Below are 15,275 nucleotides of genomic sequence, written 5' to 3'. Positions count from 1 at the left end.
ACCGGGCCGCGGCAGGGGCGGGCGGCGATGCGGATTTCAGTTGGCGGCTCTCGTCATGGCTCGACGCCTTTGAGGCGGCTCAGGAATTGCGCGAAGACCATGCCGCCCTCCGGCCACGGGCCGTGCCCGGACTCGGCATTGATGTGGCCGGACATGCCGGCATCGATCAAAAGCGAACCCCAGGCAGCAGCGATGTCGTCGGCGTGTTCATAAGAGCCGAAGGGATCGTTGCGGCTGGCGATGGTGATCGCCGGAAAGGGCAGCGGATCGCGCGGGTAAGGCCCGAAGGTCATGAGATGCTTCGGCCTGATTTCGGGATTGGCGACATCAGGCGGCGCAACGAGAAGCGCGCCAGATACCTTCTTGCCGATTTCGGGCAGGGCATGGATTACGGTCGGGACGCCGAGCGAATGGGCCACGAGGACGACGGGCCTGGTGGAGGCGTTGACCTCCTCTACCAGCCTGGCGACCCAATCTTCCTTCACCGGTTTCGACCATTCCGCCTGCTCGACACGGCGGGCGGTGGAGAGCTTGCGCTCCCAGCGGCTCTGCCAGTGATCCGGGCCGGAATTGGTATAACCGGGGACGATCAGGATATCTGCTTCTGAAACTTTCATGCGCCATATCTGTGTTGTGATGCCGCCGCGATCAAGGTCGCGGCGGCATTAACGTCAAGGTCTCGGGTTCAGCTCAAGTCTCAGGCGTTGCCGAAGACGCGGGCGAAGATCGTATCGACATGCTTGGTGTGGTAACCGAGGTCGAATTTTTCGCGGATGACCTCTTCGGGGAGCGCAGCGCGCACTTCCTCGTCGCCCAGCAGTTCCTCAAGGAAGTCCGCACCCTGTTCCCAGACCTTCATGGCATTGCGCTGGACCAGACGATAGGCGTCTTCGCGCGATACGCCAGCCTGCGTCAGCGCCAGGAGAACGCGCTGCGAATGCACGAGACCACGGAACTTGTTCATGTTCTTCAGCATGTTGTCCGGGTAGATCACCAGCTTTTCGATGACGCCTGCCAGACGGTTCAATGCGAAGTCCAGAGTGACTGTCGTGTCGGGGCCGATGGCGCGCTCCACGGAGGAGTGGCTGATGTCGCGCTCGTGCCAGAGGGCAACGTTTTCCATGGCCGGGACGACCGACATGCGCACCAGACGGGCGAGGCCGGTGAGGTTTTCAGTGAGAACCGGGTTACGCTTGTGCGGCATGGCCGACGAGCCCTTCTGGCCGGGAGAGAAGAACTCTTCCGCTTCCAGAACTTCGGTGCGCTGCATGTGGCGGATTTCGATGGCGACGTTTTCAATCGACGAGGCGATGACGCCGAGGGTGGCGAAGAACATGGCGTGACGGTCACGCGGGATGACCTGCGTGGAAACCGGCTCGGGGATGAGTCCGAGCTTTTCGCAGACATGTTCCTCGACGCGGGGGTCGATATTGGCGAAGGTGCCGACAGCGCCGGAGATTGCGCCGGTGGCGATTTCCGCACGGGCATTCACAAGGCGCTCACGGTTGCGGTGCATCTCGGCGTAGAAGCGGGCGAAGGTGAGGCCCATCGTCGTCGGTTCGGCATGGATGCCGTGGCTACGGCCGATGCGCACCGTGTTCTTGTGTTCGAAGGCCCGGGTCTTGAGAGCCGCGAGCACCCGGTCCATGTCGGCGAGCAGCAGATCGGCGGCGCGCACAAGCTGGATGTTGAGCGTGGTATCGAGCACGTCCGACGAGGTCATGCCCTGATGCACGAAGCGGCTGTCGGGACCGACGAATTCTGCGAGATGGGTGAGGAAGGCGATGACGTCATGCTTGGTGACGGCCTCGATCTCATCGATGCGGGCGACGTCGAAGGTGGCGCTGCCGCCCTTTTCCCAGATGGTCTGGGCTGCTGACTTCGGGATGACGCCGAGCTCGGCCAGCGCGTCACAGGCATGCGCCTCGATCTCGAACCAGATGCGGAATTTTGTTTCCGGCGACCAGATGGCGACCATTTCCGGCCGGGAGTAACGAGGGATCATGGCAATGACTTTCTTAGTAGAGGAAATTTGCTGCCCGTTTAGCAAAGTGTTCCGCTAATCTCAATCTATCAAGCTGCATGCCTACGCCGCTTGCGGTGCACGCCGGCAGAGCATTGCCCCTGCGGGCACGAGCGGAAGTGCGGCGAAGGGAAAATAAAGACCAAGTCCCAGAACGACGAACTGGTAGACTGCACCGAGCGACGTGAAAAGCTGCTGAAAAAACCAGATGCGGGAAAACGTTGGCGCATGCCATTGCGCATAAAAGATGCGGTACTCGAACGCGAACAATGCTGCCGCCACGGCGAGCGTGAAGAAAGCGATTGCGAGACATGCTGTCGCAAGACGCAATTGTTGGGATTTTAAGGCAGGGAGAACGCGCAATGCTGCCAGCGCCAGCAGCCAGCCGAAAAATCCGCCCGTGAAGAAAAGCGTGATGATATCGGCAACGTGATCGGTTTCCAGCCTGTTACGGGCATAGAGGCCGATGGCGGCCGACGCCGCTGAACAAACGCTCCAGCCAAGCGCGCCAAGCAGAATGAAAAATGCTGGAAGAGCCCTGTCGCGGAAATTCCGCCTGCTGCTTTCCATGACATTCCCCCGACGCCTCGTTGTGCCGCATCCGGCTTTCCGCATTCGGCGGTGACGGATTACGCCCGTCCGGCTTCCGCAGCCGTGCGCAGGAGGGCGATCGTCTTGCGATAATCCTCCACGCCATCGCCTTTGAAGACTGCGGAGCCCGCTACCAGTGCATTGGCGCCGGCGGCGATGATATCGCCTGCGGTCTGCGCCGTCACGCCGCCATCCACTTCCAGTTCGATCGGCCGCTGACCGATCATCGCCTTGGCTGCGCGGATCTTGTCGAGCATGGCGGGAATGAATTTCTGGCCGCCGAAGCCGGGATTGACGCTCATGATCAGCACGAGGTCGACATCATCGAGCACGTTTTCGATAACGGAAAGCGGCGTTGCCGGGTTGAGTGTGACGCCAGCCTTCAGGCCCAGTCCGCGAATGGTCTGGAGAGAGCGGTGCAGGTGGGGGCCGGCCTCCGCATGCACCGTGATGCTGTCACAGCCGGCCTTGGCAAAGGCTTCGAGATAGGGATCGACGGGGGCGATCATCAAATGGCAATCGAAGAAGGCATTGCTGTGCGGCCGAAGCGCCTTGATGACATCAGGCCCGAAGGAAATGTTCGGCACGAAATGCCCGTCCATGACATCGAGATGAATCCAGTCCGCGCCGGCCTCGGTGACATCGGCGACTTCCTGTCCGAGCTTGGCGAAATTGGAAGCCAGGATCGACGGTGCTATCCGGATGGGCAGGGACATGGGCAAACTCCTCTCGACGCGTTGCGTAAGTTTGCCTTTAACACCATGCATCGGGGTTTGAAACGGTCAGCGGCGAGGTTGCTGATGGTTTTCCGCTGCCGCTCCGCGAATTTGTCCCGGTGCCGGCTTTAGTTACTGCCTTTCGGCTTTGTCCGCCGGTTCGAAGCGCTGGCCGTTCCAGCGCTGCAGGCGGTAGGGATTGTCCGAAAGCTCATGCGACGGGTTGAATGCGAGATCGCCAATCACGGTTCTGAAGGCCGTGCCGGACGCCAGTATCTCCGGCGCCGGTTTCGACTGCGCCTGGGCCGCTTCCGCCAGCGCCGCCGTCAGTTCGGTGGCGGCATAGGCTGGAAGGACGTAACCTTCGGGTTCGATGCCTGCGGCGCGCAGTTCGCCGGCTGCCCCCTGCGCCGAAGGCAGTGTGTCATAGGCCGGGCGCGTGATGGCCATCACGTTCGCAGCCAGTGCGAGGGGGGTGTTGGCGGCGTTCAGCGTATCGCCGCCCAGAATGGTGAGCGGAAAATTCTCTGAAGCGGCGTCCCGTGCCACGACGGCGATATCGTTTCGTTCCGCGCCGATGAAGACATGGGTAATGCCGGTGCGCGCCAGCCGGCGCACAAGCGCCACCTGCTGTTCCTGATTGGGTCGCATCGTATCGGCAAAGGTGGGCTTCAGCCCGTTTTCCTCCAGCGTAGAGCGGATACGGTCAACCAATTCGCGGCTGTAGATCGTGCCGTCATCCACGAGCCCGATCGGGTGGCCTTTCCATTCGCGAAGAATGACTTCCGCAGCCCTTGCCGATTCGGCCCGATCCGATGGGGCGAGGCGAAAAAGCGGCCAGCCATATTTCAGCGCGTCCTCCATCAGGATGGGTGCGCGGCTGGAAAGCGTGATGGCCGGAATGGCCGCAGCCTTGAGCGGTGGCAGAACGTCCTGAAGCGTTTCCGTGCACAGGAAGCCGATCGCGGCGCTTACTTTCGCCGCCACGAGGCCATCGGCAATCGCGCCGCCACTGCCGTCTTCGCAGCTCTCGTGAATCTCCACGACATCCAGGCCGAGTTTTGCGGCTGCCGCCTTGGCGCCTTGCCGGACCTGTTGCCCGAGAAGCTCGTAGGGGCCGCTCTGCGGGGCAACGATCCCGATCGATGCCGCGCTTGCTGAACCCGCAAAGGCAAAACCGGCGATGATCGTTAGCAGGCGAAGTGAAAGCATGACGTGGTCGAAATCCTGTTGTCCCGATCTGATGTTTATCGGCACCAATCGGTTTTCCAAAGGAAAAATCGCCGGTCGTCCATCATAATCGCACGCCGGCGCCTGGACTGCGGCAGCTTGGCTTCGATGTCGGGCGATCCGAATGCTGAGATGGGCGCGGCATCTTGTGGTTGTTGCCGTCAGCCGATAATGGTGCCTCGCGGCCATACCGCAGCGCTGCTCTTTTTCGCCCCGATATCTTCTTTCTGTGCCGCTTTACTGAAGAAGTATTTCATAAGTCCGCCACTTGCCGTTTTACTTCATAAAACTATTACAAGTGGCGCGTATAAGCACACTCCAGCGAAGGCCTTGTTGCTGATTATGCCTTTTGCAGTGCACGTTATAAATCTGCACATTTTATTTTCATATCTGTAATTTATTGATATCTAAGTTTAATATAGAAACCTTCTAATTCCCCACCTCTTTTTCGCCATGTTTTTTTCGCATTTGCGAGAAGATTTGCTTGACGGAAAGTAAATGATTAGCTTAGATGGAATTGTTTCAGGGGACGACTGAAATTGGCTGTAAAAAGCCTCGGAAAGTGTTCCGATTATAAGCACTGCCAGACTATATTCGCTTCTATATTATATTTTTTTTATTACGTATAAACCGCTTCAGGAAACTGGGGCGGTTTTTTACATAGCTCTAATTTAAGCAATTTAAAATTGAATTTGGAGAACTTAACGCAAAGCCGTTCTCTCGCGATAAGCGTTCCAGAAATGAAATGGCGTGGATTAAGCGTGCCGTTGTCCGAAATTCTGACTTCGACCCAATCTGATCCGCCGTTTTCGATTTTGAAAATTCCGCATCCGACGTCACTATTCGACGCCCGGGGCTGCCTCAGCATTATTTCAGAGCGGCCAGAGCGTCCTTTGCAAAGGCGGAGATCGGCTCAGGAAGTTTGTCGAGATCGAACCAGTCGATGGCGGAGAGCTTATCCGGCTCCGTAAGCGAAGGCTGACCTGTTGTGTCGCGGGTGACGAAGATCAGGGAGACCCAGTGATGGCGGTCCACTGCGTCGATAAATTCGCTATGGCAGAGAAATTCGACGTGGCCGATCGTCAGCCCGGTCTCTTCTTCGGCTTCGCGCAGCGCCGCGGCTAGCGACATTTCGAGATGATCGACTTTGCCGCCAGGGATGCTCCAATACCCGGCTTCCGGCGCTTTCATGCGCCGGCATAAAAGGAGGCGGCCTTCACGCAATATGACAAGGCCCACGCCGACGCCCGGAAAATCGAGGCCCGGCTTGATGGTCGACGTCATCGTGTCCATTGCTGTGGTCAGGCCTTGGCGTTGGCCACGATCAGCATGAAGGCGGGAATGTCATCGCCGAAGCCAACCGGTGTCGGGCCATCGTCATGGTCGCGATAGTGGCGGCGACGGTCGCGGTTGTCGTCATTGGCGTGCAGCGGATTGCGACTGTTGCGGTCGGAATTGCGCGGGGCCTTTTCCTGCTTGCGTTCTGCTTTCACCTTGTCGTCTCCATGAGCCGCGATATCTGCGTCCGCAGCGGATTGTGCGCCCTGATTGATGTTTTCGACCGGTGCGGCGTCCCGGCGGTTACGGTCGCGGCCTCTGCCGCCCCGTTCCTTGCCCCGACGGCCGGAATTGCTTTCAAAGCTTTCCATCGGCGCGGGGAGGGTGGAGAGATCACCGTTCAGCCACTCGATCTTTTCGCCGATCAGCTTTTCGATGGCGTCGAGATATTTGGTGTCGCTTTTGGTGACGATGGTGAAAGCCTTGCCCGAGCGGCCGGCACGGCCGGTGCGGCCGATGCGGTGAACATAGTCTTCCGAATGAATGGGAATGTCGAAGTTGAAGACGTGGCTGACATCGGGGATATCAAGCCCGCGTGCGGCGACGTCCGAGGCGACGAGCAGCTTCAGATTGCCGTCCTTGAAGTTCTGCAGCATTGTCGTGCGCGAACGCTGGTCCATGTCGCCATGCAGCGCGCCGACGGAAAAGCCGTGGCGGTCGAGCGAACGGAAAAGATCGGCCACATCCTTCTTGCGGTTGCAGAAGATGATGGCGTTCTTGAGTTCAGCCTCTTCGGCACGGACGAGATCGCGCAGGACGGCGCGCTTTTCGTAGTCCTTGTTATGGGCGGCGACGATGCGCTGGGCAACGGTCTTTGCAGTAGAGGAGGGCTTGGCGACCTCGACACGGACGGGGTTCTGCAGGAAGCGATCAGCCAGCTTCTGTATTTCCGGCGGCATGGTGGCCGAGAAAAACAGCGTCTGGCGGGTGAAGGGGATCATCTTGGCGATGCGCTCGATGTCAGGAATGAAGCCCATGTCGAGCATGCGGTCGGCTTCGTCGATGACAAGGATTTCCACGCCGGTCATCAGCAGCTTGCCGCGTTCGCAATGGTCAAGAAGGCGTCCAGGGGTGCAGATCAGCACATCGGCGCCACGTTCCAGCTTGCGGTCCTGGTCTTCGAAGGAAACACCGCCGATCAGGAGGGCGACGTTCAGCTTGTGATTCTTGCCGTATTTCTCGAAATTCTCCGCCACCTGTGCCGCAAGCTCGCGCGTCGGCTCGAGGATCAGCGTGCGCGGCATTCTGGCGCGTGCGCGGCCCTTCTCAAGCAGGGTCAGCATAGGCAGAACGAATGACGCGGTTTTGCCCGTGCCGGTCTGTGCGATACCGCAGATATCACGCTTTTCCAGCGCCGGCGGAATGGCGCCAGCCTGAATGGGTGTCGGCGTCGTGTAGCCGGCATCTGCAATAGCGGAAAGAACTTTTTGGCTCAGGCCAAGATCAGAGAATGTTGTCAAAGGAAGAACTTTTTCCGTTCTGGTTCGGTAAGAACACCTGCGTGCCGCGACGGCACTTGCAAAGACTTGGCGCGGGGATATGCCCAAATTGCCGGAAAGTCAAGGAAACAACGGGAAAAGCGCGTTAAACGTGCCGCTTGCGGCTGGGCTTTTAAGCCTCAGGCGTGGTTTTTCGGGATTTATCGTTAAAAGAGCAAAAAAAGCGTTAAAACCGGGACGCTATTTCAAATAGGTTTTAAGCTCTGCCCCGGCGATCAGAAACCGCATCGGATCCACGGGCGTATCGTTGCGGCGCACTTCATAATGCACGTGCGGACCGGTGGAACGGCCGGTGCTGCCGGCGCGGCCGATTACGTCGCCGGCTTCGACCCGGTCGCCGGCCTTGACCAGAATGGCGGAAAGATGGCCGAATCGGGTGGACACGCCCTGGCCGTGATCGATCTCGACCATATTGCCGTAACCGCCGGAATTTTCCGCTACCGTCACCTTTCCAGCGCCGGTGGATTTGACGTCTGCGCCGGTCTCGGCACGAAAATCGATGCCGGTATGTAGCGCCGGGCGGCCGAGAAACGGATCCATCCGATTGCCGAATCGACTGGTGATCGCCCTGCCGGGTGCAGGGTTGCCGAAGGGCAGGGTCGTCGCCGTTTCCCTGACGACATCCAGCCGGTTGAGAGCGGTGTCGAGATTGGTCAGCGACAGGCTGAAGGGATCGGTTTCGCCGCGCTCTGGCTCCGCATAGGGTCCGCCAATGTCGGCGGTGCCGCTCTCATCGATCTTGAGCCCGGCCTGGCGGATAATGTCCTGCATCGCACTCGCCTTGTCTTCGGCGTCGCTCGTCAGTTGCGCTATCCGCGATATCTGCTGGCGCTCGATGTCCTTCAGCGACAGAGTTACCTTTGAAAATACGCGATCGGCGCGGTCCGAGGGCGTCTCGCCGCCTTCCGGCTGGTAAGCAGCACGTCTGTCGTTAGCGGTGGGTTGTTCCGGCTGTGGTGGGCGCGATGTCATCAGCTTTTCGATCGCCGAGAGACCGCCCGACAGATCGGCGCGTTTTTCCGGCGCCATGGCGTTTGAAAGGGACGAGGGTGCTGTCGGCGACGTCGCGACGCCGGAGTTTTCCGCGCGTTCCAACAGTTCGCTCATGCGGCCGTGCCGCGAGGTCAGCGCCGCCTGCTGTTGCAGAAGCTTTTCCACTTTCTTTTCAACGACCTGCTGATCCAGCAACTGCCTGGAGGTGACGCGGTCCACCTGGGCTCTCAGGGCTGCGATGCGGTCTTCGTAATCGTTCTGAATGCGGGTCTGGCGCGCCATTGTCGCGCCGATCAGGTCGTCCCGCAGGATAAGGTAGCCGGTGGCGCCGAGATAACCGAGCGAAAAAAGGCCGATCGTGCAGCCGGCAAGCGCCGCCATCCAGGGCCGGATGGTCATGTGCCGCACCTTGTCGCCGCGCGCGAGAATGAGCACGTGCGGCTCACGCTTTTTGCCAAATACCCGGTTTTCCGCCGTATCAGTCACAATCTCTCTCCGGACTGGCCGATTTCTTGAAGGAAATCATAATTCGTTAAGGTTAACGAAGTTTTGCCGGAGTGGCGTTTCGGCAGCGTCGGCTACTGGCTGACGGATGTGAGCGAGCGGTAAAAGGATGGCGTCAGGCCGGCCTCGGCGCGGGCAAGGTCATTAAAGGGCGGTTTCAAAGGGCCGCGGAAATTGGCGCGCACCAGTAGCCTGAAGGTCGCGGCCGGATCCTTTTTCTCACGGGCACAGAGGAACCGGAACCATTTTGCACCGATGGCGACGTGGCCCTTTTCGTCATTATAGATGACGTCCAGAACGGCAGCGCTTTCCAGATCGCAGGTTTCGCGCATCTTCGCCTGCAGGGAAGGGGTGACGTCCAGTCCGCGCGCTTCGAGGATGAGCGGCACGACGGCAAGCCGTGCGGTGAGATCGTTGCGGGTGGAATGCGCCGCCTGCCACAGCCCGTCATGGGCGGGCAGATCGCCATAGTCGGCACCGAGGCTTCTCAGCCGGTCGCGCACCAGCCGGAAATGTTTTGCCTCCTCGAAGGCGACCTGCATCCAGCCATCGAAAAAGGAGTGCGGCACCGGCTCGCTGGCATAACGGGCGACAATGTCGAGCGCGAGATCGACGGCGTTGAGTTCGATATGGGCAATGGCGTGCAGCAGCGCGATACGGCCCTTGACGCTGTGAAGCGAGCGGCGTTCCACTGCGGTCGGCGGAACGAGTTCCGGCTTTTCCGGCCTGCCCGGGCGCTCTGGCAGGGGCGGGTCCAGCGGAGAGCGCAGCGACAGGCGGCGCTCGAACCACCGTGTCGCCGTCTCCTGTGCGAGCGCGGTCTTCCTGTCGAGATCGGCGCTTGCGATAGCATCCGTCGCACCACCGCGCAGCGACATGATTTTGAACGGGGGCATCACAACGGGTTGGCCCCTCAGAGTTTCTTCGCTGCGTCGAGAACGGCCTGGGCATGGCCGGCGACCTTCACCTTGTTCCAGATCTCCGCGATCTTGCCGTCCGGTCCAACGAGGAATGTAGTGCGTTCGACACCCATGTATTTTTTCCCATACATGCTTTTTTCCTTCCAGACGCCATAGGCTTCCAGAACCTTCCTCTCCTCGTCAGACGCGAGCATGACGGAAAGCGAATGTTTTGCCGCAAACTTGTCGTGGCTTTTGACGCTGTCGGGCGAAATGCCGATGACAACCGTGTTGGCCGCTTCGAATTCACCGCCCAGCGCGCTGAAATCGATCGCTTCGGCGGTGCAGCCGGACGTGTCGTCCTTGGGGTAGAAATAAAGAACGACGGCCTTGCCTTGGAGTTTGGACAATGTCACCGTCCCTTCACCGTTGCGGGGCAAAGTGAAATCGGGAGCCGGGCCGCCAATCGTCAAGTCTGTCATAATCTACCTTTCTTTCGCCGGGATGTTGAGTGAAAGTTGCCACATTCGATATATAGCGAAACCGCGCGTCGTCCAGATCACGATTGGGATTTCAGATCGTTTCGACCTCAAATCCCAACCGTGATCCGGGTTAAGGAATTTGAGCGGGATTCCAGACGAGGACCGCTTACACTTTTCGCCATCCCGCTCCGGTGTTGCGGCGAAACAAAAGCTATTCAGGGGCAAATACGGGCGTATGGCTGAAGTCAGGGGTGAAAAGGTCAAGTTCGGCAGGCGCGATATCGTTGCGCTGCACGATCTGCCTTCGGCTCAGGCCGAGGATCCCATCATCGTGCATTGCCCGCCGCCGCGTTCCATGGCGCGTGCTTTCCTCAAGGTTTTCGCGGCTCTTTTCGTGCTCGCCTTCCTCTCCATCGGCGGCATCATTCTTTCCGTCGAGACCGGTTCGATTGACAATGCGCTGTCCAGCCAGGCGCAGCAGGCGCTGGAACGGGCGCTCGGACCGCATTACAGCGCGCGAATCGGATCATCGGCGATTAGGTTCTCCACCGGACTGCGCCTTGCGCTGGTGGCGGAGGATGTGGATATCGTCGAGAAGGAATCCGGCCAGCATCTGAGCAGGGCGCGGGCGATCGGCATGGCGCTCGATCCCCTCGCGCTTCTGGCGGGTCGCGTGTCGGTGGAGAGCCTAGAAGCCGACGGGATGGAGCTGGATACGGCGCTTTTGCCCAAGGGCAACGGGTTCGATCTTGCCAGCGTCAAGCTCGACGCCGTGCCGCTGCAATTGCAGGAAGCCTTCGGGCAGCTCGACAAGCTGGCACAGGCTTTCCTGAGCAGCGGAACCGAGGAAATCGATATTTCCAGCGTCTCCGTTCATCTGCCACCGGGCGAACTGGGAAAGCCGCGCACCATCGAGGTGCGGGAACTGTCGCTGACGCCAGACCAGCAGGGCGGCTATTCGCTTGACGGGGAAACGCTGTTCAACGGTGAAATCGCCAGCGTGTCACTCAAGACCTCAGGTGCGGGCGGCGTGATCGACGGTTTCCAGGCCCGTATCGATGGCTTCGACATTGGCCCGTTTCTGGAAAAATACGATCCGGACGGAAACCTCCATGAGGGGCTGAATGTCAAGACGGGCATCAACATCGTTGCCCGCCGGGCCAAGGAGGGGCAGGAGCCGCGTCTCGACATCTCGCTCGGCCTCGGTAACGGCACGCTTCGGATCGGCGGCGAGGCCCAGCCCTTCACGGCCGGCACTGTGAACGCGCGCTACGATTTCGCAAAAAGCACGCTTGTCATCGACAACTCGCGGGTGGAACTCGGACGTACGATCATTCCGGTCGCCGGCGTAATCAGCGATACGGAGGAGGGTTTTGGTCTGTCCCTCCGCGTCGACGATGCGGTTGCTTCGTCCGAAGCCTCGGGCGAGGCCCCGGTTCCTTTCAGCCTGAAGGCGGACGGTCACTTCACGGCTGCGACGAAGCAACTCGACGTTTCATCGCTTTATGTCACGAGCCCACTCGGAGACATGGCGGGATCGCTGAAAATGCGGTTCGGCGAAGGGTCGCCCGAAATCAGCTTCGGCGGACAGATACCGAAGATGGAGGCCACGGCAGTCAAGCAGCTCTGGCCTTTCTGGATGGCGCACAAGCCGCGCGACTGGGTGGTTTCCAATCTTTATGGCGGCACGGTCACCAATGGCTCCATCGCAATCTTCATCCCGCAGGGCCGGATGTGCGGTCCCGGTTGCCCGCTGGTGCTCGGCGAGAGCGAAATGCAGATTCGTTTCGACATTGACGATACGCGCCTCAACACCACCGGCGACATTCCGCCCCTGCGTGATGTCGATGCGCATTTCGATCTCGTAGGCGGGAAGATGGCCGTCGAAATCAAGCGGGCGACGTCCTATTTCCCGTCCAACCGTTCGCTGGCGCTTGAGAACAGCCGGTTCGTGATTTCCTCGGTTTATGACAAGCCTCTGCTTGGAAATCTCGAACTCAGCGTATCGGGCTCCGCAGACGCCGTAGCGGAGCTTGCGACACTGAAGCCGATCAACGCGCTCAAGGACACGCAGTTCAAGCCGGAGGATTTCGCCGGCGATGTGCAAGCCAATGCGAAACTGACCATCGGCCTGCTTTCCAGCCAGAACCCGCCTCCGCCGGTGTGGACGGCCGATCTCGATCTGAAAAACCTGTCGCTGACGAAACCCTTCGCCGGCCACAAGGTGACGGCGCTGGACGGCTTCATGACGTTGAACGACCGTCAGCTCCTGCTTCAGGGCAAAGGCCGCGTCGATGACGTGCCGATGGATATCGAGATGACGGAGCCCGTGCGCAAGAACAGCGGTGTGGCTCCCACCCTGTCCCTGAAGGCCACATTGACCGAGACACAGGTTGCCAAACTCGCGCCGGAGCTGTCCTCGGTTCTCGGTGGCACAACCGTTTTGGAGATCGACGGTGCCGATCCTAAACGCCAGGACCTACGGCTCGATCTGACCAAGGCGTCGATCATTCTTCCGGGGCTTGGCTGGAGCAAGGGCATCGGCATTCCGGCAAAAGCCGCCTTTACCATGGAAGTGGCGGACGGTCGCACCGCAATCACGGATTTTTCCCTCGATGGCGATGGTTTCGGCGCCGCCGGCGACATTGCCTTCAACAAGAGCGGTCTGATCTCGGCCGATCTCAGCCGCGTGCAGCTTTCGCCCTCCGATAATTATGCCGTTTCGTTGGCTGCTTCGAAAAACGGCTATATTATCAATGCTTCCGGAAAATCCGCGGATCTAAGGCCTTTCCTGTCGAAGCTGCGCAGTCCCGCCGGCGGTGGCGATGGTACGTCTCGTTCGCAGCCATCTCTTTCCATCAAGGCGCAGTTTGACAAGGTCTACGGGTTCAACGATGAGATCCTTGCCAATGTCAATTCCGATGTCAGCGTGCGTGACGGCAAGGTGCGCTCGATCGATTTTCGCGGCGTGACCGGCAACGGACAGGCGGTGGTCGCGCAGACCACCAATCGCGGCGCGACGGGGACTGTGACATTGACCAGCAGCGATGCGGGTTCGCTCGCGCGGTTTGCCAATATCTACAGCCGCATTCGTGGCGGCCTTCTCAACCTAGCACTGACGACCGCCAATGGCAGCGACTGGAGCGGCTCGCTGGATCTGCGCAATTTCTCGGTGGTCAACGAGGCCAAGTTGCAGGACATCGTCGCAACGCCCACGGGCGAGGATGGCAGGAGCCTCAACAATGCGGTCCGCCGCAACATCGATGTCAGTTCGGAGAAGTTCCAGCGCGGCTTTGCTCGGGTTGTGTATGTCAACGGTTCGATCGCGGTGGAAAACGGGGTTGTGCGCGGTGAACAGATCGGCGCAACGTTTCAGGGGCTGCTGAAGGATCAGAATGGCCGCATGGACATGACCGGCACCTTCATGCCCGCCTACGGGCTGAACCGGCTGTTCGGCGAGTTGCCCTTTATCGGCATCTTCCTCGGCAACGGGCGCGACCGCGGCCTGCTCGGCATTACCTTCAAGCTTTCCGGCCAGACGGACCAGCCGAAGCTGACGATCAACCCGCTGTCGCTGATTGCGCCCGGTGTTTTCAGGCAGATTTTCGAGTTCCAGTAAAAAGGGCCGCTTTCGCGGCCCTCAATGACAGGTTCGGTGTGGGTGTCAGGCCGGGCGAACCAGCACGTGCTTCTTCTTGCCTACCGACAGCTTGATGACGCCATCACTGGTCACTTCGCCGGTGCCGATCATCTGGCGCTCGTCGGAAACGCCCTGATCATTGATCTTCACCGCACCGCCCTGAACGTGGCGGCGGGCCTCGCCATTCGAACCGGCGAGACCTGCGCGGACGATGAGCGAGAGGACGCCGACGCCAGCTTCAAGTTCGGAGGCCGGAACCTCGATGGAAGGCAGGTTTTCGGCCAGCGCGCCCTCTTCGAAGGTCTTGCGCGCCGTTTCCGCGGCTTCTTCCGCAGCGGCACGGCCGTGCAGGATTGCGGTTACCTCGGTCGCCAGGATTTTCTTCGCCTCGTTGATTTCCGATCCACCGAGCGTAGCCAGACGCGCGATCTCTTCCATAGGCAGGGTCGTGAAGAGCTTGGCGAAGCGAACGACGTCGGCATCTTCGGTGTTGCGCCAGTATTGCCAGAAATCATAGACCGGCAGCAGGTCCTTGTTCAGCCACACGGCGCCCGAGGCCGACTTGCCCATCTTCGCACCCGAGGAGGTGGTCAGAAGCGGCGAGGTCAGCGCGTAAAGCTGGGGCGTCCCCATGCGGTGACCGAGGTCGATGCCGTTGATGATGTTGCCCCACTGGTCAGAGCCGCCCATCTGCAGGCGGCAGCCCGTGCGCTGGTTCAGTTCCACGAAATCGTAGGCCTGCAGGATCATGTAGTTGAATTCGAGGAAGGACAGCGACTGCTCGCGGTCGAGGCGTGTCTTCACGCTGTCGAAGGACAGCATGCGGTTGACCGAGAAGTGGCGGCCGACGTCACGCAGGAATTCGAGATAGTTCAATCCGCGCAGCCAGTCGGCATTGTTGATCATCAGCGCCGGGTTGCCGGGGCGGTCGTAATCGAGGTAGTTGGCGAAGACGTGCTTGAGCGAGGTGATGTTGTCCTCAATCATGTCGATCGTCATCAGCTTGCGGGCTTCTTCCTTGAAGGAGGGGTCGCCTACCATGCCGGTGCCGCCACCCATCAGCGAGATCGGCTGGTGGCCGGTCTGCTGCAGCCAGTGCAGCATCATGATCTGGGTGAGGTGGCCGACATGCAAACTCGAGGCCGTCGGGTCATAGCCGATATAGGCGGTCACGGTTTCCTTGGCGAACAATTCGTCGAGACCTGCCTCATCGGAGATCTGGTGAATGAAGCCGCGCTCATCGAGCGTGCGGAGGAAATCGGACTTGAACCTGGACATAACCTTTTACTTTCTGGTTTGATCTTTACGGCCATCGAAAACCGGTGACCGTCGCGGCTTTATCATTGTTTTTTGAAATGTG

General features: G+C 59.8%; 12 protein-coding genes. 1 reads left to right on the top strand and 11 read right to left on the bottom strand.

Going from position 1 to position 15,275, the window contains the following annotated elements:
- Positions 1–53 precede the first annotated feature (53 nt).
- The 10 genes from ACZ47E_RS07565 to bcp form a co-directional block, all read right to left on the bottom strand.
- Complete coding sequence (locus ACZ47E_RS07565; protein WP_004442428.1) at positions 54–617, bottom strand: alpha/beta hydrolase; 564 nt, start codon at positions 615–617, stop codon at positions 54–56.
- An 80-nt stretch (positions 618–697) separates the two neighbouring features.
- The gene (purB, locus tag ACZ47E_RS07560) at positions 698–2,005 is read right to left on the bottom strand and encodes an adenylosuccinate lyase (protein WP_004442427.1); all 1,308 of its coding nucleotides are present in this window, start codon (positions 2,003–2,005) and stop codon (positions 698–700) included.
- A gap of 81 nt (positions 2,006–2,086) precedes the next feature.
- Positions 2,087–2,593 (bottom strand): hypothetical protein, encoded by a 507-nt coding sequence (locus ACZ47E_RS07555; RefSeq protein WP_278066836.1) that lies wholly within the window; start codon positions 2,591–2,593, stop codon positions 2,087–2,089.
- A gap of 59 nt (positions 2,594–2,652) precedes the next feature.
- Complete coding sequence (gene rpe, locus ACZ47E_RS07550) at positions 2,653–3,330, bottom strand: ribulose-phosphate 3-epimerase (RefSeq protein ID WP_004442425.1); 678 nt, start codon at positions 3,328–3,330, stop codon at positions 2,653–2,655.
- 132 nt (positions 3,331–3,462) lie between these two features.
- Positions 3,463–4,542, bottom strand: coding sequence for an ABC transporter substrate-binding protein (locus ACZ47E_RS07545; protein ID WP_278066835.1), 1,080 nt, complete (start codon positions 4,540–4,542; stop codon positions 3,463–3,465).
- 885 nt (positions 4,543–5,427) lie between these two features.
- The gene (locus ACZ47E_RS07540) at positions 5,428–5,853 is read right to left on the bottom strand and encodes an NUDIX domain-containing protein (protein WP_278066834.1); all 426 of its coding nucleotides are present in this window, start codon (positions 5,851–5,853) and stop codon (positions 5,428–5,430) included.
- Positions 5,854–5,861: 8 nt separating this feature from the next.
- Positions 5,862–7,358, bottom strand: coding sequence for a DEAD/DEAH box helicase (locus ACZ47E_RS07535; protein ID WP_004442417.1), 1,497 nt, complete (start codon positions 7,356–7,358; stop codon positions 5,862–5,864).
- A 219-nt stretch (positions 7,359–7,577) separates the two neighbouring features.
- On the bottom strand, positions 7,578–8,876 hold the full coding sequence (locus ACZ47E_RS07530; RefSeq protein ID WP_113381331.1) for a M23 family metallopeptidase: 1,299 nt from the start codon (positions 8,874–8,876) through the stop codon (positions 7,578–7,580).
- Positions 8,877–8,968: 92 nt separating this feature from the next.
- The gene (locus tag ACZ47E_RS07525; RefSeq protein WP_278066833.1) at positions 8,969–9,790 is read right to left on the bottom strand and encodes a ferritin-like domain-containing protein; all 822 of its coding nucleotides are present in this window, start codon (positions 9,788–9,790) and stop codon (positions 8,969–8,971) included.
- A 17-nt stretch (positions 9,791–9,807) separates the two neighbouring features.
- Positions 9,808–10,275: a thioredoxin-dependent thiol peroxidase gene (gene bcp, locus ACZ47E_RS07520; RefSeq protein WP_004442409.1), complete on the bottom strand. Its 468-nt coding sequence runs from the start codon at positions 10,273–10,275 to the stop codon at positions 9,808–9,810.
- 235 nt (positions 10,276–10,510) lie between these two features.
- On the opposite strand from bcp, the gene ACZ47E_RS07515 reads away from it, so the two are divergent.
- Positions 10,511–13,894 carry a YhdP family protein gene (locus tag ACZ47E_RS07515; RefSeq protein WP_464016833.1) on the top strand — a complete coding sequence of 1,128 codons (3,384 nt, stop codon included), beginning with the start codon at positions 10,511–10,513 and terminating at the stop codon, positions 13,892–13,894.
- A 45-nt stretch (positions 13,895–13,939) separates the two neighbouring features.
- On the opposite strand, the gene tyrS is transcribed toward ACZ47E_RS07515, so the two are convergent.
- Positions 13,940–15,193, bottom strand: a complete 1,254-nt coding sequence (gene tyrS, locus ACZ47E_RS07510; protein ID WP_006698791.1) for a tyrosine--tRNA ligase — start codon at positions 15,191–15,193, stop codon at positions 13,940–13,942.
- Positions 15,194–15,275: the final 82 nt, after the last annotated feature.

This window comes from Agrobacterium sp. 5Ca39, assembly GCF_055382365.1.
This window is presented reverse-complemented; position numbering and strand designations above follow the sequence as displayed.